General features: G+C 68.8%; 17 protein-coding genes and 1 pseudogene. 2 read left to right on the top strand and 16 right to left on the bottom strand.

The features are described 5' to 3' along the window. Positions 1-45: 45 nt before the first annotated feature. From CcI49_RS33425 to CcI49_RS44600, 3 genes are all read right to left on the bottom strand, one after another. Entirely contained in the window at positions 46-2556 is a 2511-nt protein-coding gene (locus tag CcI49_RS33425) for a site-specific integrase (RefSeq protein ID WP_198955711.1), read from the bottom strand. Next, the gene (locus CcI49_RS42840; protein WP_198955712.1) at positions 2553-3224 is read right to left on the bottom strand and encodes a site-specific integrase; all 672 of its coding nucleotides are present in this window, start codon (positions 3222-3224) and stop codon (positions 2553-2555) included. The genes CcI49_RS33425 and CcI49_RS42840 overlap by 4 nt, the downstream gene beginning before the upstream one ends. A gap of 731 nt (positions 3225-3955) precedes the next feature. After that, entirely contained in the window at positions 3956-4603 is a 648-nt protein-coding gene (locus CcI49_RS44600) for a C40 family peptidase (protein WP_083749877.1), read from the bottom strand. Positions 4604-4725: 122 nt separating this feature from the next. On the opposite strand from CcI49_RS44600, the gene CcI49_RS33440 reads away from it, so the two are divergent. Beyond that, complete coding sequence (locus CcI49_RS33440) at positions 4726-5427, top strand: hypothetical protein (RefSeq protein ID WP_076833442.1); 702 nt, start codon at positions 4726-4728, stop codon at positions 5425-5427. A 79-nt stretch (positions 5428-5506) separates the two neighbouring features. Here the strand turns inward: CcI49_RS33440 and CcI49_RS43815 are convergent. Continuing rightward, a pseudogene (locus CcI49_RS43815) lies at positions 5507-5872 on the bottom strand (C40 family peptidase); the annotation flags it as partial. Positions 5873-6466: 594 nt separating this feature from the next. On the opposite strand from CcI49_RS43815, the gene CcI49_RS41790 reads away from it, so the two are divergent. After that, a complete protein-coding gene (locus CcI49_RS41790; protein ID WP_131831266.1) occupies positions 6467-7441 on the top strand; it encodes a hypothetical protein in 975 nt (324 codons plus the stop codon). 13 nt (positions 7442-7454) lie between these two features. Here the strand turns inward: CcI49_RS41790 and CcI49_RS33455 are convergent, their stop codons facing one another. The 12 genes from CcI49_RS33455 to CcI49_RS33515 form a co-directional block, all read right to left on the bottom strand. Next, the gene (locus CcI49_RS33455; RefSeq protein WP_076833383.1) at positions 7455-8612 is read right to left on the bottom strand and encodes a TniB family NTP-binding protein; all 1158 of its coding nucleotides are present in this window, start codon (positions 8610-8612) and stop codon (positions 7455-7457) included. Then, positions 8612-10438, bottom strand: coding sequence for a DDE-type integrase/transposase/recombinase (locus tag CcI49_RS33460; RefSeq protein WP_076833384.1), 1827 nt, complete (start codon positions 10436-10438; stop codon positions 8612-8614). Before CcI49_RS33460 ends, CcI49_RS33455 begins: the two co-directional genes overlap by 1 nt. A 501-nt stretch (positions 10439-10939) precedes the next feature. Continuing rightward, positions 10940-11659 (bottom strand): TnsA-like heteromeric transposase endonuclease subunit, encoded by a 720-nt coding sequence (locus CcI49_RS42310; RefSeq protein WP_076833386.1) that lies wholly within the window; start codon positions 11657-11659, stop codon positions 10940-10942. Next, positions 11656-13446: a TniQ family protein gene (locus CcI49_RS33475; protein ID WP_158230849.1), complete on the bottom strand. Its 1791-nt coding sequence runs from the start codon at positions 13444-13446 to the stop codon at positions 11656-11658. The genes CcI49_RS42310 and CcI49_RS33475 overlap by 4 nt, the downstream gene beginning before the upstream one ends. Positions 13447-13581: 135 nt before the next feature. Next, entirely contained in the window at positions 13582-14541 is a 960-nt protein-coding gene (locus CcI49_RS33480; protein WP_277872773.1) for a bifunctional lytic transglycosylase/C40 family peptidase, read from the bottom strand. A gap of 39 nt (positions 14542-14580) precedes the next feature. Then, entirely contained in the window at positions 14581-15594 is a 1014-nt protein-coding gene (locus CcI49_RS33485) for a replication-relaxation family protein (RefSeq protein WP_076833388.1), read from the bottom strand. Positions 15595-15618: 24 nt separating this feature from the next. Next, positions 15619-18108, bottom strand: coding sequence for a TraM recognition domain-containing protein (locus tag CcI49_RS33490; RefSeq protein ID WP_076833389.1), 2490 nt, complete (start codon positions 18106-18108; stop codon positions 15619-15621). Between the two features lie 35 nt (positions 18109-18143). Further along, positions 18144-20033, bottom strand: a complete 1890-nt coding sequence (locus CcI49_RS33495) for a DUF87 domain-containing protein (protein WP_076833390.1) — start codon at positions 20031-20033, stop codon at positions 18144-18146. Beyond that, on the bottom strand, positions 20030-21313 hold the full coding sequence (locus tag CcI49_RS33500; protein WP_076833391.1) for a PrgI family protein: 1284 nt from the start codon (positions 21311-21313) through the stop codon (positions 20030-20032). The genes CcI49_RS33495 and CcI49_RS33500 overlap by 4 nt, the downstream gene beginning before the upstream one ends. Further along, positions 21310-23388: a hypothetical protein gene (locus CcI49_RS33505; RefSeq protein ID WP_241840382.1), complete on the bottom strand. Its 2079-nt coding sequence runs from the start codon at positions 23386-23388 to the stop codon at positions 21310-21312. The genes CcI49_RS33500 and CcI49_RS33505 overlap by 4 nt, the downstream gene beginning before the upstream one ends. 117 nt (positions 23389-23505) lie before the next feature. Beyond that, positions 23506-23925, bottom strand: a complete 420-nt coding sequence (locus tag CcI49_RS33510) for a pilin (RefSeq protein ID WP_076833392.1) — start codon at positions 23923-23925, stop codon at positions 23506-23508. Then, on the bottom strand, positions 23922-24737 hold the full coding sequence (locus CcI49_RS33515; RefSeq protein ID WP_241840383.1) for a hypothetical protein: 816 nt from the start codon (positions 24735-24737) through the stop codon (positions 23922-23924). The genes CcI49_RS33510 and CcI49_RS33515 overlap by 4 nt, the downstream gene beginning before the upstream one ends. Positions 24738-25145: the final 408 nt, after the last annotated feature.

A 25145-nucleotide genomic window follows, 5' to 3' on the forward strand; every position in this document is an offset into this window, starting at 1 on the left:
TTGTCTCGGTTGAGTCGTTAGCTGGACGGGTGTGAGAGGGTGGCCCTACTCGAGTGACCGGTTCTCGGGCGCATTAGTGGTGATGGTGCGTGCGACGAGGTGATGGACACTGGGCATGCCGAGATGGACGGTGGTCTGCCGGTTGGTGAGGCGGTCGAGATCGGCGAGTTTTGCTTCGGCGGCGGCGAGGCTGATGGTGAGGCCCTCGATTTCGCCGAGCCATCCTTGCTGTTCGGCTTCGCTGATGCGTGCTTGCAGGTTGTCGTGAACCTCGACGAGTCGTGGCCGCTGGGCCGGGTCAGGCCGCAGCATCGGGCATCGGATGCAGGCATGTTCATGGATGCACGGAGTGTTGTAGGCGCGCCCGCAGGTGCCGAGGGATACTTTGCGCCGTTGAAAGTGGCCAAAGAAGTCTTCCCATTCTTGTTCCGTCGGTGTCCGGTATTCTTCGCTGGGGCGCACGGAACGGCGTCGGGAGATCCACGCGCGGTGCGCTTCGATCGTTTCCTCGGGGTAGGTCGCCTTGTAGCCCATCGTGGTGTTGATGTCGCGGTGCCCGCAGATGGCCTGGGCGATGTGGGGTGGGAGGCCGCTCATGACAGCGTCGGTGACGAATATGCGGCGGAAGTCGTGCGGGGTGAAGTCGAGGGGCTTTTGGTCCGGTCCGGTCAGTCCGGAGTGCGCGAGGGCGTTGCTGAGCGCCTTCTCGATGGACCGGCGTGGTAGCGCTCGGTTTTCGGCGCCCCAGCGTCGTTGGAACAGCAGTGGCATCGGCGGAAGCCAGACGCATTCGTGGATGTCGTAGGAGGGGACGAGAGGCACGGTTCCAGTGGCGTCGCGGACGCGGCAGACCACGGCGCTGAGGACGTCGGCGAGTTCCGGGCTGATCAGCAGAAGGCGTTCGGTGTCAGTTTTCGACGGCGCTATCTGTAGGAGGGGAATCAGCTCGCCGGTGGCGGGAAGCTGGTATTGGATGAAGCTGTGGTGGGTAAGTTCGAGGAGCTCCTCTGCCCGGATTCCCGTGTGTCGCAGGATTTCCACCGTTGCCCATGCCCAGAACGCTTCGTGTTCTTCAAAGGTCAGGTCGTGGCGAACGCCGCTGTTCTGGTCGTCGGCCCAGACCTTCGTGCCGCCAGCGGTCGGCATGACCGGCCGTAGAAAAGTGCGGTCCGCGATGGTGAAGATCTCACCGGGGTCGGTGCGGCGAGCGACCGCGAGACGCTCCGCGGTGTCATGGCGGCGCTGTTCAACAATGCGGACAAGGGCGGGCAGGTGCGGCAGACGCTCGCGGGTGCGCTGGTCCATCCGCGCCTTGCGGCGCATCCGCTCTTTCCACCGATTGACGTCGGCAGGAGTGACCGGGCAGGGTGCGGCCCAAGGGCCCCAACGGGCTGGGTCTTCCAACGCCCACTGCGCAATGTCAAGATAGAAGGCACGGACTGCGAACATGCAGCTCTTGGCGTTCGCCCGCGGGGTCTCAACGTCGACGAAACCCCCGTCAGTGTCGGCCGCCTTCGTAGTTCTCACTTGGATGCGTTGCTTCCAAGCCGTGGCGACCTCGTCGGGAAGGTGGAGGGAGTAGATTCCGGGATGGTGGCGCTCCAGGTCTCCCCAGAACAGGCCCGCGAGCTTTTCCGCGAGTTCCTTCAGGCTGACGTAGTCCACTGCTGGCTGCCGGTAACGCAGATACTCGACGAGGAGATTCCGCACTGGCCGGCAGCGTAGAGCGAACCGATCCACGAGCGCCTCGACGGTGAGCTGTCCGGTTGCGCCGCGGAAGGCCCGTATCGTGGGTGGCGCATCGGGAGAGAAGATCCCGGCGTCGTGCAGGAGCTGGTAGAAATAGGTCTTGCAGGTTCCACCTTTGGCCTGCACCGAGCTTTGGACGTCCAGCAACTCCACGCAGTCGCCGGGGACGATATCGGAGATGATTCCGCCTTTGCAAGCCATGATCGTGGCGGTGCGGTAGAGAGCGAGACGGACCATCAGCGGCGCCGCGGCAGGGTTCTCCCGCGCGCAGGCCCGCAGCCGGGAGAAGCCGTCGGGGTCACGGGAACGTTCCATGGCCGCTTGGAAACGCGGGGAATGACGGGTCATCATCCACCGCACCCCGGGCCGGATCACATCCCCGCAGATCAAGGCGAGCAGGCCAGTCGAGAGACAGGGCTCGTTGGTGTCGTCGCCGACGCCCCGCAGCCATTGCACGGCTATTTCCCGCCAGTGCTTCCCGTCGAGCTCCTGCACTCCTGTGGCGAGCCATCGCTGCTGCCAGGTAGCGCCTGAATGGCCCTGCAGCCACCGCAGGACGCCGGTGATGCCGCTGCGTCGTTTCCATTGCACGGCCTGCTTGTCCGACCCGTAGGGCGGGGGAACAAGAAKCTCAACGATGTCACGACTGCCAAGGAAGGTTTCCGGCCACGACCCCGGAACTGCCCGTGGCGGGAACTGTATCCGCAGACGCGCAGCAGCGCCTGCGGTGCCGCGCATCGTCCCGGGTTTCCTGACAATGGATTGCGACCCGGCGGAAGGATCCGGCCGATCCAAGACCTCGGTCACGGTGTTCTCCCGGGGAAAAGGACCTGCAGGCTGTCAGGCCGGTATCCCACGGCCGGCGGAGGCGGTGGCGCGGCAAGGCCTGCGGCTTGGCGGGCATGGTGAGCGCGCATTCCGGCGAGGACCTCGCCTTCGAACGGGGTCGTGTAGATCTGCGTTGTCGTCAGGCTGGCGTGCCCGAGGACCCATTGCACGTCGGTCAATGCCACCTGGGGATCCCGTGCCATACGGTAGGCGGCCGTATGACGAAAATCATGCAAGGTCCAGTTACTCCCCAACATGGCCTGCGCCCGGTTGAGGGCCGCCCTGGCGGCATGATAAGTCAAGGGGCGAGCCGGCCGCCGCAATGTCCACCAGAGGGGGCAGTCCGGTCCGGACGGCACCAGATCATGAACCTCCTGCTGATACAGACGAAGCCATACGAAGGCGTCCGGAGACGCCGGCAGCCGCTGGATCGTCCGGGAACCTTTCCTCACAACGCTGATCAATTGCTGGCCCGAGTCAGCATCAGCCTGGGTAGCCCCCAACAGCTCGGACGCGCGAGCACCAGTTGACACGTAAAATGCAACCAGTGCACGGTCGCGGTGACTCAGCAGCGCCGCGAACAACTCGTTGAAACGCTCGTCCGGGATCGCGCGAGGTACCCGCTTCGGGATGCCCGGACGATACAAGCCGACCCTCGTGTTGCGAAACGGCTCCAACGGATTATGGTGTGCGTGGGGCCGTCCCTGGTCCTCCCGCTGCCGGACCAGCGGAAACGGATTTATGACAGGCCCATTACCCCAGCGCCGGTGGCAATCATAGAAGGCGCGTAGGACGGTTTCGCTATGCGCGACTGTACGGGCCGCATACTTCATCCCCGGGGAGGGCCTTCCCGTGACTGGGTTCGGGCGCCCCGCCCCCGATGCTTTCCTCGTTCGCTGGCTCCGCGCCGGCTTGTCGATAGTTCTCAGCCAGCTGGAGAAGTCACGTGCCTCGGCTCTGCCCGCCGCATCCCAGGACACATCAACCGCCCACAGGAAACGGAACCAGCGAAGAAGATCCAGCCCATAGGAGCGTTGCGTTGCCGCCGACCGGCCTGACGCCTGCAGATCCTTCAAATAGACCGTGACCGGCTCCACAACACGCCCAGTTCCGTCCAGCAGACGGTACGGCTCGAACAGCTCGCCCGTGTCTCGCAGGCATCCGACACAAGGCACTACCAGCGCGGCCAAGTCTCGCGACGCATTCCCAGTATCGATCATCGCCCTACTCCAGCGGACAGACGCACAGAACGGACGCTCACCACGCCGGAACCTCCACGCGATCCAGTGGTCTGATTGTCGCCATGCCCTTCGGTTACGACGGCGGACGGACACACGGCGAAAATCACCATTCCTATCCAGCCACGCCGTGGTCGCCTTCATCCCCGATCCGCAGGCCGTGTTACCCCTACAAGATTGCGCCAGATCGAGTCGATGCGGACGACGGCACCCCGATGAGGAGCATTAATCATTTGAGTTGACGAGATTGCAATCCCGACGTGCGTGACATCACCAGGCCCGGTCCCGAAGAACAGCAGGTCCCCCGGCTGCAGGACCGAGCCTGCGGGAACCAGCGGTCCCGCTTCGTACTGTTGCTGGGCGGTTCGGGGCAAGTTGACCCCGGCTGCCGCATAGGCAGCACGAGTCAGACCCGAGCAGTCAAAACCGCCGGTGACCTTGACCCGGCCATCTGGTAGTTCAGTCAACTGGGGGCCGTCTCCACCCCACAGGTAGGGGATGCCGAGTTGGCCCTGGGCGTAGACGACGGCAGCGTAACCGGCGTCGGACGGCGCGGTGTCGGCTCTGAAACCGCCACCGGTCGAGTGGTACTTGTCAACCGCATCGGAGCCTTTCAGCGGGCCGGCGCTGCGACCTGGCCACTGAACCTTCCGAGTGCGCTGGGCGGGCGCCTGCTCAGGTAGTGGATCTTTCAGTGCTCGCCAGGATTGGCTGTGGTTCGGTGGCCCGCTCTGCCTCCCGGGCAAGCAGCTTCTGGAAGAATCCGCCGTACGGGCACCCCACCCCATCGTGCGAGTGCGGCTCCCGAGCCGAACCAACTGTCGGTGCGAGTTGGTTGGACTCGATCAGCGTTGCTTCGGCTTCTGGCCGCTGGGCTCGCGTGAGTGTCACGCTGGAGGTGGTGCACCCTATGGACAAGCCGCTGATCCTCGATCCGACGGTCCTTCGAGCAGTCCGCCGCTACCGGCGCCGTCGGCTACTCGTCTCGGTCGTCGCACGCCTGTTCCTGCTGGTCCCCGCTGTCGTCTGTGCGGTTATGTGGCCGCCGTTCACGAGCCAAGATCTTGTGCACCAATGCGCCCTGCCTGTCGCGGCGTTTCTTGGCGGCGTTGCCAGCTTTGGTCTGTCCTCCGATCGCGTCACGTGGGCGTTGGACCATACGCCTCTTGCCTCCACGACCACACGCCTCGCGTCGCATGCCTTGGCGCTCCACGAGCTGCCGGCCGAAACCGACCCCGTCGAGGCCGTCAGGCTGCTCGATGTGCTGGCCTTCACAGCGGTGCGCATCACCGGCCCCGAGGACACCATTCCCCGGCTGGCAGCCGGGGATCTCGCGCTCCTCGCAGCCGTGGGCGCGGAAGCGGCTTACGAGGACATCATCGCGAGCAGGAGCTGGATACTCGGCACGATCCGCTACGCCCAGCACGTCGTGGCAGATACCGCCGACGACGACGAGATACGTGATCCCGATCCACGGGGCCCCGCCGACTACGCCAGGGACGCTGCCGCGGTTCTGGACTACACCGCCCGCAGCGTGCTCGCGCTGGTCTCGCTGGCCACGACCCCGCCGCCGCGAAAGGGCCGATGGCACAGGCGCCGACCGGGCCGCTAGGGCAAGCTGTTCGACTACGACACCGACACCAGAGATCGCCCTCACCGGCAGCAAACCCTGAAAGATCACAGGCCCTCCGCTACAAGGCAAGCCTGGACGCGCCCGCAAAGTCCGAGAAGGCACTGAAATTCCGCTCCGTGACTGTCCTTCCGAAATCGGGCGCATCGACCATGATGGTCCCTCCCAAAGAGATACCGACGTGATGGATGTTGCCTGGGGTTCCGAAGAACACCAGGTCGCCGGGTTGCAGCGGCGTTCCGGACGGCAGCAGCGGACTGGCGTCGTACTGCGTCTGGGCCGTCCTCGGAATCTGGATACCGACCGCGGCGTATGCCGCGTGCGTCAATCCCGAACAGTCGAACCCGGGATTGCCGTTGCCACCCCACACGTACGGCTTACCAATCTGCGCACAGGCGTACGCGACCGCCGCCAGCGCCGTACTACTGAAACCATCGGAACCCGACTGAACAAGCTGGCAGCCGAATGAAGACTTCAACGGCGGTTCAGAGCTGTTGTCGAGCGGTCTCGAACGCTTCAGGGAGACGGCGCTCGGAACTGGGCACTGAAGTCTCGGAACGTGCCGATAGGGCCGCCCCCGGTCCGGCGGATCTTTCAGTGGAGGGGCCTTTGAAGCTGGTACTTCGGCGGCGGCGCTACCCAACCCAGGCTCCCGCGACTCCAAGTGGGCGTCGCCCTGGGCGCCGCTGCTGGGTGGCTGAGGATGATCGCGTCGTCGAGGCCATGGGACGCAGAAGATCGGCAAGGCCGAGGCCCTCACCCTCCCCGACCTGCATCTTTGCGTCCTATCCGGGTCGAACGCCATTGCCTGTTCGCGAACCAGGCTAAACCTGTCGTACCTCCCAATTACCCTTCTCGCAGTGGAACGGGGGCGTCGTCGCCTGCTTGAGCAGCGGGGCGCCGGAGGCGAAGGGGATGTCCGGGGATGGCGCACGGCCGTAACTATGGGGCTGGAACCCGCGAGGCACTGTTCATGCTCAGTCGGGGATATTGTTACGAACCGAACTGCAAGGCGCGCGTCATGCGCGCGGTCGGTGACCGCTGGAGAATCAGCGTTATCATCGCCCACATATATGGCTTGAATGCCAAGAGTGCGCGTCACGATCCCACCAAGTCGGTGACCTATCTCAACAGTCCGAAGAACCTTATTCTCCTTTGCGTGGAACATTCTGACGAGATCGACGGGCCCGAGTGGAGAAAATACCCTGTCGAACTCCTCCAACAGTGGAAGGCCGAGAGGGAGGGTGATGCCGCGGACGAGCTAGACAAGCTGGACTGGCTGAACCGGGAACGGCTCCAGGAACTGATGAGCGAGGCCATCGTCGACACCAAAACGGAAATCGTAACGGCGATCGACAAAGTTTCCGATATCAGCCAAGGAACTCATAGAATCTTGAAGGAGATCGTAGCTGAGTCCTTCCATCTGGCGTATCTCGACGCCGATACCGTCGCATCCCTGGAGAACTCGGCTCGGGTGTTTCGAGAACTTCCGGATCATGTTCCTTCCCTGGAGAGCTCGGCGCGTGACCTTCGATCCCTACCGGATCATGTGGAGCTACTGCTGGCCGCAGCACGCAACCTTCGGGATCTTCCGAGCCATGTCGACGAACTGCATGGTGCAGCCGACCTCCTCAGGCGCCTTCGGGGAGAGTATGTGGAATTCGTGGAGCTGCTCGGCGTTCACTCAGAAAGCCTGCGATTGTCGGTCCGTCACGCTCAACTCTACGAGCTCATCGAAGAACTCCAGGGTGTGAACAGGCTGGCCGATCAGGTTCACAGCGCTTCGCGTTCCCTGGCTGGGAGGACTGACACGATTGAGGCGATGGAGCGAGCATCGAAGAATCTAGCGGCGGCTGCCGCGGCGGCGACGAGAGTGCGGATGCCACAGCCTCACCAGTGGTCCTGGAAGTCCTTCGGGTGGGGTGTCGCGGTCTGTGCGGCGTTTGTGATCGGGGTTCTTGTCCTGTGGGTCAACGGAACGAGCGCCGGCGGATGAAGATCGACACTGATCAGCTCGATGTTACCGGTTCATCGGTATTGGCGATGTCCGGCTGAGACTCGACTGACGGACGCTTCCGTTGCTTTCCCTGTGAGGATGATCGTGTCCGCCGGTAGTTTTCCTGTGCGAGCTCGCTGATCTCGATGGTGTCCATGAGGGTGCGGGTGATGGATTCCTGGCCGGTGTGGATGGCTTCGACGGCGGATTCGCGGATGAGGTCGGACAGGCCGCAGATGCTTCCTGCGCTGCGGTCGTGGAGATAGTCCCAGAGGCGGACGAGGCTGCCGGGCTGGTGGTGGTGGAGCAGGAGGGCGTCTTCCATGGCTTTGATGACGCCGATCCATTCTTTTTTCTCCGGGTCGCCGCCGAGAGTGAAGGGCCTCATTTTGTGGAGGGTGTTGCGTCCTGAAGTCTGGGTGGCGCGGGTGCTGCCGTGGCCTTCGAGGAACAGGCCGGAGGTTTTCAGGTCGACTCCGGTGTAGATGAAGGTGGCGGCGGTGTGGTTGGCAAGGTATTTGAGATGATCGTTGACGATCTTTCCTTCGCGGGCCGACAGGTCGAGGAAGTGGACGTCGTCGATGATGACGAGTTCGACGCCGCAAAGCCGCATGGCGTCGAGCACGGCTTTGGTGATCTCGTTTTTGGTGGCGTGGTTGGAGTGGGGGTGGCCGAGGTAGTCCGCGAGGATGACGGAGAGATCTTTCGGCGTGGCCTGGGAAGGGATGTTGAGATAGACAACCGGGGTGTAGTCGACGAGGTAGCCGTTGATGACGCTGGGTTCGGTGTCAATAGCGAACCGGTCCGGATAGCGGCTGCGGAGGGCCTGCTCGAAGTCCGCGGCGAAGATTTTCACCAAGGTTGATTTCCCGATGGTGGCTGGGCCGTCGAGGACAATACCGCGGCGGGCTCCGGGGGCTTGCCGTGCGTTGGTGCGCATGCGCCGATGAATCAGGTGGTGGATGCGTTTCATCTGTTCGGTGCGGACGAGGATCAGGGCGCTGTGGTAGTCCTCGCGAGCCTCGTCGAGGAGGGCGCGCTGGCCAGGGTCCATGCGCAGGTAGGCGGCGTGGGAAGGCATGGATGGCGGAGTGGGTGGGGCGGTGTCGAGATAGGCGCGCCATTCTTCTTTGGTGCGTGGCTCGGCAAGCCCGGGGTGCGCGAAGTGCATCAAGGGGTCCGAAGAAGGCGGGGTTTCCAGGTCTCGGCCGCGGGGATCTCGTCGAGATCGAACTCGTCGGCGGGAACTGGTGGCAGGTCTGTCGGGGGTTGACGGTCGTCGGCCGGCGGGCCAGCCCGCTCGGCGTCACGGTGTGCCGCTCGGCCGCGGTGGCTGTCGCGGGCGTGCCGGCTGCGTGCGGTCCGGGTCCAGGTCGCAGGGTCGTCAGCGCGGTTCTGAAGGTCCAGCAGAGCGGTGGCGATGTCGTCCTGGTCGGTGGGGTTGCGTCCGCGCTGGGAAACGAGTCGGCGGGCTTCACGGATGGTGACGTCGGTGAACGGCTGGTGGACGTCGAGGGCGTGAGTCCAGCGCAGGACATGCCACCGTCCGTCGTCGGGGTCGTGGAAGTAGGCGTGGAGCAGGTTGCGAGGGTCGCGGCGGATCGGCCAGAGGCCGTCCGGGTAAGGCGAGCGGGTCTTGCGGTAGCGGTAGAGGATGTCGGCGTTGTAGGTGAGATAGCCGATGCGGACGCCGGCCGGTTGGATGGTGCGGCCTTTCCCGTCGGCGATCGGCAGGAGTTCGTAGTAGAGGTCGGGATCGTTGGGGCAGTCGACGTAGCCCGCGGCGGCGATCGCCATGGCGTATGCCTCGTTCGGCGAGGCGCGTAGGTCGGGAAAGCCGTGGAGGATCAGCCCCTGATGGTGACGGCGCTGGTAGATCCCGACCGCGTATTCGGCGAACAGCTCGGCGATGTCGTCGATGCTCCACCGGGCGGTGTCCTCGGCGTGCAGGCCCCGGTGGGTGATGTCGGAGCCCTTGTAGCCGGCCAGGTGTTCACAGAACTGCCGGTTGATCGTCGCGAAGATGCGTTCGACATGGGGCTTGTCGGTCGGGGTGAACATCCTGGCGTCCTGGATGCTGATCCCCAGCCGCCGGCATGCGCGGGTGACGACCTCGGACTTGTAGGGCTTTCCGTGATCGAACAGCAGCGTCTCCGGATAGATGACCGGCCGGGCCGCGGCGTGCGCGAGACGCTGGTCAACGGTGAGGATCCGCTCGTGCGGGATCCGTAGCGACGCGAAGCGCAGCACGTCGGGCCAGTGCGGGCGCATCGGCTCCGGGGTCATCACATCCGCGAGCAGCAGGCCGATGTCGACGCTCTTCGTGCCGCGCGGGGTAAGCCGCCAGGCCAACAGGGACCGGGTCGCCAGGTCGAGGGCGACTGTGAGCTCGACCGGCACGGTGTCGTCGGTGTCCGGGTCGTAGGCAATCACGTCGAGTCCGGTGGTGTCCATCATCACGACCTCACCCGGGCGGGTGGCGGTCGCTTTCCCGAAGGTCCGGTCCGGCTGGTTCGCGGTGCGGATCCGCAGCGTCGCCGGGTCGTCGGGTCGGGGCCCGACCAGCGCCTGGTTGACGATCCGGCGGAAGCGGTCCTTGCCAGGGAGGACGACCTCGCCGGGACCGTGCTGGGCGTCGAGCCGGTTCTGGGTGCGCCGGTGGAAACGGTTCCCAATCGTCGCCGAGGATTCCAACCGGTCAGCGGCGGCCTGTTCACGGATCGCCGTGATAACCCGCGGGTCGACGGGGGCCAGCGGGGCGCAGGGGCGGGTCTTGCGCCGGTCAGCGAGGCCGACCAGGCCATCGTCCTGCCAGGCCCGGCGTAGTTGCCAGAGCCGTCGGCTCGTMAGACCCAGCTCGGCCGCCTTGGTGTCGATCCGCGCGGTCAGCGTGGTCTGGGCGGGATCGTAGGCAGGGTCGGGTTCGCTGTGATCGGCCGCGGTGGCGGTCGGGAAACCAGTCTCGACCTGGTGCAGGTGTTTCTCCAGTTCTTCCACGCGCGCAGGGGCGGGTCTTGCGCCGGTCAGCGAGGCCGACCAGGCCATCGTCCTGCCAGGCCCGGCGTAGTTGCCAGAGCCGTCGGCTCGTCAGACCCAGCTCGGCCGCCTTGGTGTCGATCCGCGCGGTCAGCGTGGTCTGGGCGGGATCGTAGGCAGGGTCGGGTTCGCTGTGATCGGCCGCGGTGGCGGTCGGGAAACCAGTCTCGACCTGGTGCAGGTGTTTCTCCAGTTCTTCCACGCGGGCACGTTCACCGGCGGGCAGGCCGAGCAGGATCGCTTCCCGGTCCACCGCCCCGGTGCRCACCTCACCTGCCTCCGCCGCCGCGCTATCGGGGATGGTGCGGAAGTCGGGGGCGGCGAGCAGCGCTGCCAGCAGGATGATCTGCATGCGGCCGGTCTCCGACCGCAGCCGCACGCCGGTATCGGTGAATCCCACGATCTGCTGGGTCTCGTTGTCGAACGCGACCCAGTCACCCAACGCCAGCCTGGTCGGCGCGGTCATCGGCCACGCACCCCGGTGCGTTCGGACAGCGGAGTGTCCAGATCGCAGACCAGCTGCTGACACCAGAGCAAGTGGAAGATAACTGGACGGGCCAGCTCCGGGGCGCCCGTCGCGGCGGCTAACTCCGCCACCGTGGTCTGCGCCGCGGCCTGAGTCGTGATCGACGCTGTCAGCCCGCTGGCGGCCCGCAGCGGCCGGCGGTAGCCAGCCAGCCAGGCGACGTTGGCGTAACGCTGCGAGGGCGGAACCGTCACCATCTCGTAGGCCCAGCCGATCCGATCGCAGGCGGAGGCAGTCCGTTCGGCCTGCTGAACCACCCGCGGATCGTGCCGGCGGCGAGGATTCTTCACATCGACGATCAGGACCGACCCGTCCGCGCGGCGGGTGAAGATATCCGGGACGTGCCGCCAGTCACCAGCGGCGTCGGTGCCATGCAGCTCCAGGGCCTGGGTGGCGATCGCGGTCACCGGGGCGTCGAAGTCCAGCAGCGTCAGCCACTGGCGTTCCAGGAAGCTCTCGTAGGCCAGCAACCCGCCTGTGGTGGCGGACCAGTACCAGCCGGGCGTGTGACGCTGCCCATGGTAGGCGGGGATCACACGCACCGGCCGGCAGGACTCGAAGGCAACACTGCCGGCTTCCTCCGCGAGGACCAGCCGATCGACCCCACCCGCCTCGACGTATCGGATCTTCAGTCTTCGGGTGCTGTGTCGGCTCATGCCGGGACCCCTCGACCCGCCAGCAGGCCAGCGCCGTAGCGAAGCAGGTCCTCGCAGGCCGCAGGCGGCAGGGCTGCGACGAAACGACGGCGGTGGGCGCCGTCCAGTCTGCGAGCAGCGCCCCGCGTCGGGCGTCCGTCCGCAAGCCGGGCGGGATAGGCGGGGGCGTCGCGGATGTCCCCACCGGTCACCTGCGCCCAGACCCAGGCAGCAGCGTGCCGATACTGCCCCGGGCAGGTCGGCATGCCCGAGCGGACAGCGATCCCGTCCAACACCAGCCGGGGTATCTCCGTCAGACTGGCAAGAACCTCGCGGCGCGCCGCGTAGTCGACCGGCCCCCGGGCCGCCAACCGGTCCATCACCTCCGAGACCGCCGCCCAGAACGCCTCCGGATCCGCCAGCCCGCGGATCACGCCGGCGTTCCCGCTCACCACCCCGGCGTGGCCGGCCATTCCCAGCCTGCCCACGGCCAGATCCCAGGACCGGGCGCCGAGCAGACGGCCGCACGCGGCGGCGGTCAGCCGCCGTCCGGCGACCTCCGCGATTCCTGGCAGGCAGGAGGCGACCAGCTCTCCGTAGTCCGCCACGTCGATCAGCTGAGGGATATGGCGATACTCCAAGCCGGCTGCGGTTGTCGTTCGTAGCACCGGACGCACGTCGGCGTCGAAGATCCGATGCCGGGAACGGCGGATCGCTTTCCATAGCCGCGGCAGAATGCCCGCGCAGTCCACCGTCCACATGCGGTCACGCCGATCCGACGCTCCGGTCAACATCCGTGCCTCAGCCGCCGCCAACGGCAGCAGCAGTTCCGTGCAGGCACCCGGATCCGCGGCGGCCAGAACCGGCACGGCCAGAAGCAGGTCCGCTGCCGCGTGGGCAGCGTTCGGCGGGTTCCGTATCCGCAGCGCGCCTTTCTCGTCCCGGTGCGCCGCCGCGGCTATGAACGCGTCGGCTGCCTGCGGTGGCATCCCCTGATAGCTCGTCACATAGTCGACCGGGGCGAACAGGCGGTGCAACGCGGCAGCGAACCGCAGGCTTTCAAACCACTCCCGTCCTGTGACCGGACCACCCGCGATCGACCCGGGACCGCCGAACGCCATCTCCAGCACCACACGCTGCACGGTGAGCACCTCAATCGTCGCCGGAGGGCTTTCCAACACGTCCAGCCGTTGCTGGCATCTCGATGGATGCTGCGGACCGGCGTTCCCACATTGCAGCGGGTCAGCGCCCCGCCGTCGGGACACATCACTGCGCCGCAGGTGCCCACGGCGCAACGGCATACCGCAGGCCGGGCAGCGGTCCAGTAGAAGCAGGCCATGCCGTGGACACGCCGCCGCCACGCCGAGTCTCCACCACAACGGCCAGACCCCACCCGACTCCGCCAGACACGCCGGGCAGGCCCTGCTACCGAGGAACAGCGCCCATTCCCGGTGCGGCAGCGGCCGGAGTGACGAATCATCGGAGAGATCCAAACCGGTCAGGTCCAGTGCGGTGCCCGCGAACCGCGCCAGGCACATCTCCTCGAACCGCTCAGCCGCCAGCCCCGTCGCGGCCGTCAACCCAGCGATGCTCACCGCAGTCAACCCCACGCCGTAGAACCGGGGGCGCATCGTGCTCCCACCCGGCCCGAGGCGGCACTCCAACCCCAGCCAGCGCGCCGCGTTCCCCGTCGACGTTCCGAAGTCGGCCGCGACCCGATCAACCCACGAGCCCAGCGCCTCCCCGTCAGCCGGTGGAACGACTACCGCCAACCGACGCACCCGCGCCGGGAAAACCCCAGCGTTCACCATCGCATCCCTCTTTCGCTGACGAGTGGCACCATCCCCACCGAAAAACCAGATCCACGATGAATCATCGCGGGCACGCCGGACACGGCCATAGTCATCACCGACAGCAAGCCTCGATAGACCACAGAACCTCCGCTACCGCGCCGGCCTGGACGCACCTGCATAGTCCGGGAAGCTACTGAAATTCCGTTCCGTCACCGTCCTTCCGAAATCAGGTGCATCGACCATCATGGTTCCTCCCAAAGAGATTCCGACGTGATGGATGTTGCCGGGGGTACCGAAGAACACCAGGTCGCCTGGTCGCAAAGGCGTTCCTGCCGACARCAACGGACCGGCGTCGTGCTGCGTCTGGGCCGTCCTCGGAATCTGGATACCGACCACGGCATACGCCATGTAAGTCAACCCCGAACAGTCGAACCCGGGATCCCCGTTGCCACCCCACACATACGGCTTACCGATCTGCGCACAGGCGTACGCAACCGCCGCCAGCGCCGCACTACTGAAACCATCGGAACCCGACTGAACTGTCGACTGAACAAGCCGGCACTCTACTGAAGAGCTCGACGACGGTTCAGAGCTGTACTTGGTGGCCTGGATGACGACCTGGCCGACGTAGGCGTCCGAATGGTTGTAGGCCCACAGAGCGCCGGTCAGATCGGTCGCGACGCGATTGTCGCATAGATAGTACGCCGCGGCGTACACGGCGTCCTGGGGGTTGTAGAGCGACGGCGGGTTCACCCCGCCCGCCGGTAACGGGTGGCGGGCGACGACCTCGGCGAACGTCGGCGCGAGGAACTGCATGGGCCCGCCGGCACCGGCACTGTTGGTGCCGCTGGCCACGCCCGGCAGCCGACTCCGACCATGATCGGATTCGACTTTGCCGATGGCGGCGAGGGTCGTCCAGGACAGACCGGGGCAGCTCGGGGCGGCCTGCATGTAGAGGTTGAGGTAGCCGGCGGGGATGTCGTCGAGGGCGGTCTGGCTGGGGCTGCCGCCGCTGGAGCAGCCGAGGAACCAACCGACGACTGGGAGGCACAGGACTCGTTCGGCCGCCCCTACGGCGGCGGCGCCCGTCATCACGATGAGCAGCACCACCGCGGCGACCGCTCCGGCGAGGTATCTGGTCGTGGCCGCTCACCCCCGGTACTTCTCGGGAGGCATCGGCGCGGGCGGATGCAGGCCCGCCCCGGTGGGGATGGCGTCCGGTCGGTCGGACACCGGCGCGGGTGCGGGCAGCCGGGGCCAGGCCTGGGGCAGTTGGTCGAGGGTGAGCCGGCCGGCGCGGCTGGGGGTGAGGGGCAGCCAGCGGGCGGGGGCCGGGTCGAGCTGGTCGTCGGGTGGGGCGAGGGTGGCGGCGGTGGTCGCGACGGGGACAGTGTGCGGCTGGTCGAGCCCGGCGACGGCATCGGCCAGGGCACGACGCGCGCGGGTCTCCCGCCCGGCGGTCGGGAACCAGAACAGAACCGGGGTGGTGATCCCGGTCGAGGCGGCCAGCCGCCCATATTTGTTGATCTTCGTGGCGAGACGGGCGTAGGGTTCGGTGGCCCAGTCGAGTTCGAGGAACCATTCGATGTCGCTGCCGCGGCTGGTCCAGCGGCCGTAGGCGTCGGGGCGGACGATGTCGCCGAACGCGGCCCGGGTGCGGGTTTCGGACCACCAGGCGGTGAGGGCGCCGGCCGGGTCGGGTCTGCGGGCGTGGGCGATGAGGTGGGTGAAGAAGCCGTTGACAGCAAGACGGTGGGCGAGTTGGGGCCAGTAGGCGACCCCGAGGGCCCGCTCGTGGCGGTAACCGGTCGAGGCCAGGTCGACGCCGTCTTCGGCGGCGAGGATCGCGGCGCCGGCGACGTCGCAGACGTAGTGCGCGGGTGGCATGCCTTCGCCGACGGGGCTCAGTGGCTGGAAGCGGTCGATGACGCGCCAGCGGTAGAGCTGGAGGAGCCGTTCGTTGGCGGTGCGCCGGGTGGGCCAGCCGGCCTGGACGAGCTGGTGGGTGGTCAGGACTCGGTGTTCGTAGAGGAGTCGGGCGACCCACCGGTCCCGCGGGCTGAGGTGGGGGGTGAGGTTGGTGAGGTGTTCGGCGTCGGCGACGACGCGGGCGGTCGGGCGCATCGGGGCCCGCAGCGCGCGCTGCGGCAATGGCTTGGCCATCGGGGAATCCTTCGGGGCGTGCGGTCAGGGGACGCGGCGTGGGTCAGCGGTGGGCTGCGGCCGTGGACCGGTGGGCGCCGGGGTGGCGGGCGCGGCGGCGCGGCGGCGCAGGGCCCGGCGGATCTGGACAGCGCGGCCCGGCACCGGCGGCGGCAGCTTCTCCGTGACGACGGTGAACGCGGGGGCCTCTTCGCCGCCGACGACGAGGCGGGCGGCGGCGTGGAACACGCCGAGGTTGGCCAGGTCGTGTTCGGCGAGCCGGGGCTCGGTGTGCCGGGCGAGCCTTTTGGCGTCCGCCGGGCTCACCGTGAAATAGATCTTCGAGCGGGCATTGGCGCCGATGCTCTCTTCCAGGTGCCGAGGCAGCTGGACAAGGTTCTGATGTGCCAGGGTGATTCCGAGCCGGTAGCCACGTGCGGCGGCGAGCATGTCTTCCAACGCGTACGGAAGCGTGAGAAAATTGTGCGCCTCGTCCAAGTACAAACTGGCGTCCGGCCTTTTCCCTTGAGGTAGGCGGGCCCGGCGGGTGGTGGCCTGCCAGACCGCGGACACAACGATCGAACCCATCAGCGCCGCGGTTTCGACGCCGAGGGCGTCTTGGGCGATGCGGACCAGGCAGACACCGCCGTCGTTGAGCACGGCGTCCATGTCGACGGTGGAGGGGCCGGAGGCGATCGCGGCCCGTACGAACGGCCGTAGCAGGAAGCCGCGGAGTTTGTTCATCAGCGGGGCGACGACGTGGCCGCGGGCGGCGTCGGAGAGGGCTTCGTACCAGGTCCAGAAGCCGGCCAGGATGTCGTCGTTGATCTCACCGAGGGCCCGGTGCCGGTAGGCGGTGTCGGTGAGCAGTTTCGGGAGGTCGGTGAGGACGGGGACGCCGGGCTGGGCGGCGAGGGTGAGCAGGCCGGCGCGGAAGATGTCCTCGGTGCGCGGCCCCCACGAGTCGGCGTACACGCGGCTGAAGATGCTAACCAGGTTGTCGACGGCCCGTTGCCGGTCGGGCTGGTCGAGCGGGTTCAGGCACGGAGGCCGGCTGGACGATTCGGCGTCAAACAGGACGAGGCGGTCGAGGGCGTCCATCGGATAGCGGGCGAGGATGTCGATGATCTGGTCGCCCTTCGGGTCGACATTGACCACGCCCCGGTGGGCGGCGACGTCGTCCAGGGTCATGCGGGCGAGGAGCTCGGACTTTCCTGCGCCGGTCGCGCCCAGGACATGCAGGTGGTGCCGGGCGTCGGGGACCCGCAGGCCGACCGGCCGCGTGTGCCCGGCGTCGGTCCGCCCGATCGGGCGGACGTTCGGGCCCGGACCGGCGACGCCGGGCGGTGGGGCGACCGCTTTCGCGCCGGCACGTTGCAGGCCGGGGGTCGCCTCGTCCACCGGCAGGTGCGCCAGCGCGCCGAGTTCGGCGACCGAGAGCAGGTCACCGTGGCCGAACTGCCGGCTGGCAAGGACGGGCAGCGGATGGCGCAGCCGGACGCGGCGGTAGTAGTTATGTTCGCCGTAGGCCGCGAACGCCGACGCGATCGCGTGCGCACGGCCGCGTAGCTGGCTGGTCACCTGGGCGGCGGTGGTCTCGTCGGTCTGTTCGTCGAGGATCGCGGCGATGGCGTAGCGGACACGGACCTCGTAGGGGGCTCCGCGCTGCTTGGTGACGATGGCGCGGTCTTCCGCGGACTGTGCCAGTGACGTCTGCGGGTCGGCCTTCGTGCTGGTGGCTGTCCGGCGTCCCTGTCGGGTGCGGCCAGGACCGGGGGTGAGCAGGTCCAGCAGCCCACCGATCAGGTGTGCGGAGCCGCCGGTGCGCAGGCGGCGGGCGGCCATGCGGGATCGGGCGACGCGGCGGCCGGTGACCGGCCGGGCCAGGATCTGCACCGTCGCGCGCTGGTTGCGGGCGAGGTTGCCGGGTGCGCCGAGCAGGGCGCGGATCGGGTCTGCGTCGTGGTCGGTACGGATGGGCAGTGCTTCGGGGCGGGCAAGGCAGAGTTCTCCGCCAGCAGCCAGCAGCCGCCGACCGGGCCGGGCGGTGACGGGCAGTGGCGTGCGGGCGGGGGTGGTGCGGGTGTGTGCTCCGGGCCAGGCTGCTTCGACGGCGCGTTCGACGAATCCGTCGGGGACGACGCCGGGGACCCAGATCTGGATGCGGACCCCGTCGGCGGTGAACTGGTACTCCCACACCAGATGCGGCTGACCGATCAGACGTCGCCAGCCGGGGCGGAGCAGGCCGAGCAGGTTCGCCCACAGCGCGCCCGCGCCGGCCGGGTCGACGGTGGGCGGGGCCAGGACGGTGACGAGGCGGGCCCCTGTGGTGAGCCGTTGTTGGTAGCGGCGGCGCATCCGCCGCCGCAGGGTGAACAGGCCGGTGGCGGCTATGGCGAGCAGCGGGCCGGCGACGGGTCCCCAGACCGGCGCCCACGCCCGCAGATGGTCCAGCAGTGCGGGGAGGAAGCTCCAGGGGTCGTAGGGGGCGGTCGATGCTGACGGCGTGGTGGCTGCCGCGGCGAGCAGGTCCATGGGCGTCGGTCTCCGTACGGCTACGGCGGTGGCGGTCAGGCGGGGTCGAGGTAGATCTGGCCGTCGTCATCACCCGGCTCAGCCGGTACGGCAAGATCGAAGAAGCTGTCGTCGCCCGGGTCGTCGGGGTCGGCGGCGAGCTCGGCCGGGTTCGTCGTGACCAGGCGGTGCTCGACATCCGAGGCCAGGGCCTGGAACCCGACCCGCTGTACCCCCGCCGCGAGAAGTCCTTGACCGCGGTCGGCGGCCAGCAGGAACTGCCGCTCGCCCTCGGACAGGTCGAACACGGCAGTGATCTCGTCGATCGCCTGCGGCGCCTGGCGCAGCAGGATCTGGGTCGCAGCGTTGGTGACGATCGCCTTGCCGAGGTCGGTGGCCAGCACGTCGGCGGTGTCCTGGGTGGCGACGGTGAGCCCGGCCCAGTGTTTGCGGGAGGACTTGGCCATGCGGAACAGGAAGTCCGCGCCGGCGGGCTGGCGCATCAGCAGCCACGCTTCGTCGACCACGACGAGGCGGGGCCGGCGGTCGGCGGGGTTGGACACCCGCCGCCACACGGCGTCGAGGACGAGCAGGGTGCCGATGGGCTTCAACTCGTCGGCTAGGTCGCGCAGCGAGTAGACGACCAGGTGGTCGTCGCTGCTGCCGGTGGTCGGCCCGTCGAACAGGCCCGAGAACGCCCCCGCCGTGTATGGGTGTAGGCGGGCGCCGAGCGCCACGGCCGCCGGGTTGTCGGAGCGGGCGAGTGTGGTGGCGAGGTCCGCCAGTAGCGGCGCCGGTCGGCTCCAGCTGTGCGGGTCGGAGCTGATCCCCGCCGCCTGGTAGGTCGCCGCGATCGCGACGTCCAGTGCTGCGCGTTCGGCCGCCGTCACCTGGCCGACCAGCACGGAGATGACGGTGTGCAGGAACAGGCTGCGGCGTACCAGCGCGTCGCGGGGTGCGGTCCGGCGGCCGTCGGGGGTGGTCTGGATCGGGAGGTCGAACGGGTTGATGCGGACCCCGTCGCCGCCGAGGTGCAGGTAGCTGCCGCCGACCGCGCCGGCGAGGCGGGCGTATTCGTCCTCGGGGTCGAGTACGTGGACTTCGATGCCGCGGTACAGCGAGCGCAGGAGTTCGAGTTTGACCAGATAGCTCTTGCCGGCGCCGGAGCGGCCGAGGAGGACGGCGTTGTGGTTGTCGACGTCGCCGAACCGGTCCCAGTAGACCAGCCCGTTGCTGGCGACGTTCAGCCCGTAGAGCACCCCGGTCGGGGCGAGGGACGTCGGGTCGGTGGGCGGCAGATCCGGTGAGGTGAAAGGGAACGCCGCGCTGAGGGCATCGGTGTCGAAGGTGCGCCGCATGCGTACCTGGTCCAGCCCGAGGGGCAGGGTGCTGACCCAGCCCTGGAGAGAGCGGTAGCTGACCGGTTTGGCGTCCAGCAGCAGGCTCGCGGCCAGCGCGCGGACGGCGGCGACCTCGTCGGCCAGCTCGGCTTCGCTGGTCGCGTGGACGGTCAGGTACAGGCCGAGGCGGAAGAGTTTGCCTTCGCCGCGGGCGACGCGGGCGGACAGGTCGTAGGCGTCCTCGGTCGCGGCTTCGACCTGCGGGTCGACCAACCGGCCGTACTCGTCACCGAGCTGCCGGCCCGATTCGAGTTTCGACAGCTGGCGGCGGAGCCGGTTCGCCGCGATGACGGGGTCGATCGGCTCGACATGTACGGCGATGTCGACCCGGCCCGGGTAGGTCAGGAGCGGAGCGAGCCAGCCGGCGTGGACCTCCCGCGGGTAGCCGGTGATCGCCATCGTGGCCAGGAAGTCCCCGCCGACATCCAGGTGGCGGGGCGCGATCGACAGCGCGTCCGGGACGAACGCCGCCGCGGCGGTGTCCACCGACGCTGACGACGGACTGAGGGCCTGGGCCTGGGTGCGGCGTCGGGTTCGTCTGCTCATCGGCGGTGTCCCTTCCGGGCTGTGGGTCGTGCGGGCCGTCGGGAGCTGTCGTCGGAACGCCTGGCGGGCGTGCGCGGGGCGGGCGGGTCCCAGAAGTCGGGGTCGTCGAACTGGTCGTCGTAGCCGGGGTCGGCCACCGGGTCCGGGCCGTCGAACCCGTCGTCATCCAGGTCGCCGTCGTCGGGGTGGGACTGGAAGGCCGGGTAGCTGCCGGCAGGCTCGGGGAGGTCGGCGGTGATGACGTCGTCGGGGGCTGCGAGCGCGGCCGGTGGTACCAGGCCGGCGGGGTTGCAGGCGGCGGCCAGCACGCTGGTCGCCGTGCCGGCGTCCAGGGAGGTGACGACGATCCCGGCCGGAGCGAGCAGGTCGGTGGCCTCGCCGAGGCGGCGGGCGAGCCGTGTGTGCGCGGCCCGGCGCGCGGCGGCTCCGGCGCTGCGGGCGTCGCGGGCCGCCGCCCGCCGGCCGGACAGCGCGGCGAGCGGGGAGGCGCCGCCGAGCCCGTCGACCGGGCCGGCGGTGGCGAGCGGTTCGCGGAGAACGAGCAGTACCTGGCGGGTGAGGAGCTGCATTTCGTCGGCGAGCTGGGCCAGGTAGGTGGCGTGTTCGCGGGCGGCGTGTGCGAGCGCCGGGTGGGGCATCTGCTCGGCGGCGTTGTCGAGCTGCTGGATCTGGCTGGACAGGTCCGCGGGCATGGCCCGTATCAGGATCTGCACCGGCGCGGTCAAACTGTGCAACCAGCGGGCGAACACGGCGACCAGCCCGTCCTGCTCATCCGGTGTGCGCAGCGCGAAGTTGATCGTGCTCGCGACCGCGACGACCGCCAGCCCGTCCGCACCGAGGTCGATCACACCGACCCCGGCCTGGCGGGTGACGGTGCGGGCCGGCAGCCGCAGTGGCGCCGCGTTCTGCCCGCTGGCGGCCGATCTGCGTTCATCGGTGCCGCCGGTGGCGCGGGCGGCCAGCCACGGCGGCGGCGGTATCACCCCTTCGGGGGCGTTGATCCGATGCCGTGGGCTGGTGCGCTGGCGGACAGCGGCGACCAGCAGCCGATCCAGCGACAGCCCGTCGCGCTGGCCCAGGACAAGGACCCCGGCGCCCATGGCGACCGGCGCCGCGAGCAGCGCGAACACCGGCAGCGGCAGCAGGGCCCGGGTCGCGGCCCAGGCCAGGTAGAGCACGATGCCGGTGAGCGTGAGGATCAGGACCTGGCGGGCGGTCAGGTTCGCCACGATCCTGTCCTCACGATCAACATCAGCGGGAATCACTACCGGATGCGTCATTGCGGCTGATCACTTCCGTTCCGGGACTGGCGGGGGCGACGGGGCATGTGCGGCAACATCTGCTGCCGGTAGCGCGGCGGGACCGGCCGCGCCGGCAAACTCGGACGCGACGCCACCGGAGCAGGGGCCGGACGGGCGGGGCGTGGGGTGCGGTGCAGGCCCTCCAGCGGGAGGGCGTACTGGCCGGTGCGGTCCGGGCGGATGCCCCTGTACGGGTCAAACGGGAGCTCCGGCTGCCATGCCCGCGGCGGTGCTGGCCGAGACGGCGTCGGCCGGCCGGGACCAGACCGGCGGCCCGCACCAGCGCGCGCCGAGGCCGGACGCCGCATGGGCTGTGGGGCCGCGGTCGGAGAGCGGGGCTGGTCGACCTCGAACGGCAGCAGCAGCTGGCCATCGCGGTTCGCCCACGCACCGCCGCCGTGGGGCAGATACCGCCCGCCCGGGGCGACGGCCTGACCGAACGGGATGGTCAGCTGGCGGTGCCGCGGCCGGGCCCGGCCCGCCGGACCCGCCTGCCGGGGCGGGCGGGGCACACCCCGGGCCGTTCCGGGGCGGCGAACCCGAGGCACCTGGGTCAGCGGGAGCATCAGCTGCCCGGTGGCGGTGGCCCCGACATGCGCGTAGGGGCTGGGCGATCCGCCCCCTCGCCCCCCGCCCGGACCACCTCGCCGGGGCCGCCCGCGGCCACCGCCTCCGCCCCTTCCACGTCCGCCGCGGCCTCGGCCAGTCCGTCCACCCACGCGGCCGGCGCCGCGTCGACCCCGGCCACCGAGGAATCCCAGCGCCCGGCCCATGACGTAGGCGCGCACGACCCGGCCAAGAATGCCGCCACCACCATGGCCGATCCGCGGCATCAACCAGAACGGAATCTTGAAAAGGAAATAGATCAGGGTGATCGCGGCGAGCAGGTTCACGACCCCGTCCGGCGTCGGGCCGAACATCGTGAACCCGCCCGGAGTGAAGAACACCTTAAACGAGGCGATCAGGACGAACGACTGGGCGATCTGGATACCCAGGCAGCCGAAGAACGCCCGCCACCACCAGAACGCCACCTTCTCCGTCAGCGGATGTCCATGCCCCGCCAACGCCAGCGGTGCCGCACCGATGAGCGCCACCTCGATGACGACCCGGGCGATATAGGTACACAGCAGCGCCACGACCGACCCGGCGAGGAACAGGCCGAGGAAGATGACGAAAATACTCTTCCCGACACCGCCGGGTGTCGGCACGATCGCCGCCAGGATGATGGTCTTCAGCTGCTCGGCGGCGGCGTCCGGGTCCAGACCGTCGCTCAGGATCGCGCCGGGTAGCACGTTCGCGATCTGGATGGCTTTCGTCGCGAGGAACTGCGACAGCCCGGCGGCGAGGAAACCGATCGGGATCCGCGGCAGGACTTCTTTGACCGAGATACGGGACTGGACCGTCCCCAGCGCCATGACCGTGATCCCACCAAACATGATCAGCGTGCCGTAGGCGGTGACGCTGATCGCCCACGACGTCGACCACAGTTCCCCGATCGCGGGAAGCTCCGACAGTTCCGGAGTCGTCAACAACGTGCGGCCCAGCAGATCCAGCAACGGGTTCAACGCGGCAGTTACCAGCGCGCGGAAAAACGCGGTAATAGCGTCGTTGATCGCATCAGTGATCCACCCGACGATCCCACCGCCGTCACCGCTGGTGTCCGGCGCCGCCGGCGTCGTCTGCGGTGCCGGCGTCGGTGGCGGCGGGACCTCCGCGGCGGTGGAGCAGTCCGCCGTGTCGGCCGGGCACGGCTCGGCGGGACCACCGGCGCCGCCGCTATCGGTGTCAGTGTTGGTGTCGTCGGGCGGGGTGTCCGGAGCGTCGGGCGCGGGCGTGACACCTCCACCCGAGGGAGCCGGTGTCACCGGCGCCTCCTGGCCCGGTGGAACCGGGGACGGCCCAGGCTGGGCGTTCGGGGTCGGACCGGTGGGGGTGGGCGTGTCGGTGGACGGCGCGGTCGCGGGGACCGGTGGTGCGGGGGCCGCGGAGGCCACCGCGGGAAGCAGGACTACCAGCAGCAGGGCGAACGCCGCCGTCCCGGCCAGCAGCGCCACTCGGCCCCATCCACGGTCGCGAAGCCGAGGAACGCTCACCTGGCGGCGTGTCTGGGCAGGCGGCATGCCCGGGGTGCCGGAGGGCTGGACGCGGCGGCGGGAGGCGGCGGTCACGGCCTAGCCCCCGACGATCTGCTTGAGGACCCCGACGACGACCGGTGCGAGCGCGGTCAGCCCGTAGCCCCAGCCGGCGTTGCGGAACGCGTCCTTGGCCTTACCGACCTCGCTCGGCTCCCCGTTGGAGATCAGGTAGCGCACGCCCCCGACGCTCAGGAACGTCGTCGCGAGAAGCGCCAGAATCCCCATGATCCAGTTGCGGACGTTGGTCAGGACCGTGTCCAGATCGGGTGCCACCGGCACCGCCGGCACCAGTGGTGGCGTTGGAGGCGCCGATGGTGACGGTGAAACCGCGAACGCCGCCACACCGCCGGCCAGGACGAACATGCCCACGACAGCGAGGAGCAGGACCGCCCGGCGCCGTCCGACCCGCCGGGCCGGACGCAGGACGTGGATGTGCTCTGGTGGGGTCGGGCTCATGCCAGCACCCCCGCGACCGCACGAGCCGGCGCGAGGGAACCGGCGGCACCGGCCGGTCGATAGGACCGGGGCGGAAGCTCGTCGGCCGGCGGATGCGGGGCCCGGCCGGGGGCAGCCGGGGCGGCGAGGTGGTCGACGAGACGCCGTTCGGCCCGTTCGCGTAGCCGGGACGCCTGGCGGGGCGCGGTCGCGTGGCGGGCGGCCCAGGCACTGACTGGGAGGTCCTCCAGGCGGGTCGAGGCGATCAGGTCGGCTTCGGTACCGGTAAGGACCCCGGCGGCGACCGCGTCCGCGAGGACCTGCTCGGGACCGGCCGGTCCCGAACCGGACTCGACCACCTCGGCCGCGGCGACGGTCTGGAACAGGTCCGCATCAGGACGCGGGGCCTCCCGCTGCTGCACGGTCAGCGCCAGCCCGGCCCGGTAGGCGGCCCAGCGCAGCCGCACCGCGATCCGCGGCAGGTCCAGGCGCGCGGTGGCCACCGCTTCGAGGAACCCGGTGAGCACCTCGGCCTGCACGTCCGCGGCATCGAGGTCGCTGTGCCCGTCGAGTCGGGCGCAGACCCCGTGCAGAGCGGGCAGCGCCAGCCCGGCCGCGCCGACCGTCCACGCGCCGCCGTCACGCCGCGAACGGCGGATCACCACCGCCCACGCCGCGTCGCGCACGGCCTGCGGGCAGGAGCCGGACAGCAGCAGGTCACGCAGCTCGTCCAACGCCACCATCCGAGCCGGCAGACCCGCCACCACCGACCCGTCCAGCGCCAACGGCGCCGGCCCGGCAACCAGCAGGCCGAAGCAGTCCCGCAAGGTCACCAACGGCAGCGCGGATACGCCACGGCAGGCTGGCCGGGCGGGAAAGGAAGACATTCCGTCGGGCATTACCGCCGTCCTTCGCTGTCACGGAAATTCGGACAGCACCAAGGAACCCACACCATGCCCAGCGAAAAGTAAGAACGATCTTCCGGCAGATACACAGAAAACATCGCGGGCGCCCAGAAGAAGCACAGCGATCTCTATTCGGCGGTCTTGCCAGCCTCAGGGGTGGGGCGGTGCCAGCGGGAGCGCGAGCCTGCACAGCAGGGCCATGACCTGCAATGCTGTGCATCCTGCGAAGATCGCTGGGCACTGTTGCTGGGCTTCGCGGCAGGCGGACAGCGACGCCAGTAGGAAAAATCTTGAAAAATTCTGATGGCCTTTCGGGGCACCGCCCAGCGATCCGCC

Origin of the sequence: Frankia sp. CcI49 (assembly GCF_001983215.1) — a bacterium.
GTDB lineage: Bacteria > Actinomycetota > Actinomycetes > Frankiales > Frankiaceae > Parafrankia > Parafrankia irregularis.

Coding starts and splice junctions, on each gene's coding strand:
- CcI49_RS44600 (WP_083749877.1), bottom strand. CDS start 4,603: ATGGGGTGGGGTGCCCGTACGGCGGATTCTTCCAGAAGCTGCTTGCCC.
- CcI49_RS33440 (WP_076833442.1), top strand. CDS start 4,726: ATGGACAAGCCGCTGATCCTCGATCCGACGGTCCTTCGAGCAGTCCGC.
- CcI49_RS41790 (WP_131831266.1), top strand. CDS start 6,467: ATGCGCGCGGTCGGTGACCGCTGGAGAATCAGCGTTATCATCGCCCAC.
- CcI49_RS33455 (WP_076833383.1), bottom strand. CDS start 8,612: ATGCACTTCGCGCACCCCGGGCTTGCCGAGCCACGCACCAAAGAAGAA.
- CcI49_RS42310 (WP_076833386.1), bottom strand. CDS start 11,659: ATGAGCCGACACAGCACCCGAAGACTGAAGATCCGATACGTCGAGGCG.
- CcI49_RS33485 (WP_076833388.1), bottom strand. CDS start 15,594: ATGGCCAAGCCATTGCCGCAGCGCGCGCTGCGGGCCCCGATGCGCCCG.
- CcI49_RS33490 (WP_076833389.1), bottom strand. CDS start 18,108: ATGGACCTGCTCGCCGCGGCAGCCACCACGCCGTCAGCATCGACCGCC.
- CcI49_RS33495 (WP_076833390.1), bottom strand. CDS start 20,033: ATGAGCAGACGAACCCGACGCCGCACCCAGGCCCAGGCCCTCAGTCCG.
- CcI49_RS33500 (WP_076833391.1), bottom strand. CDS start 21,313: ATGACGCATCCGGTAGTGATTCCCGCTGATGTTGATCGTGAGGACAGG.
- CcI49_RS33510 (WP_076833392.1), bottom strand. CDS start 23,925: ATGAGCCCGACCCCACCAGAGCACATCCACGTCCTGCGTCCGGCCCGG.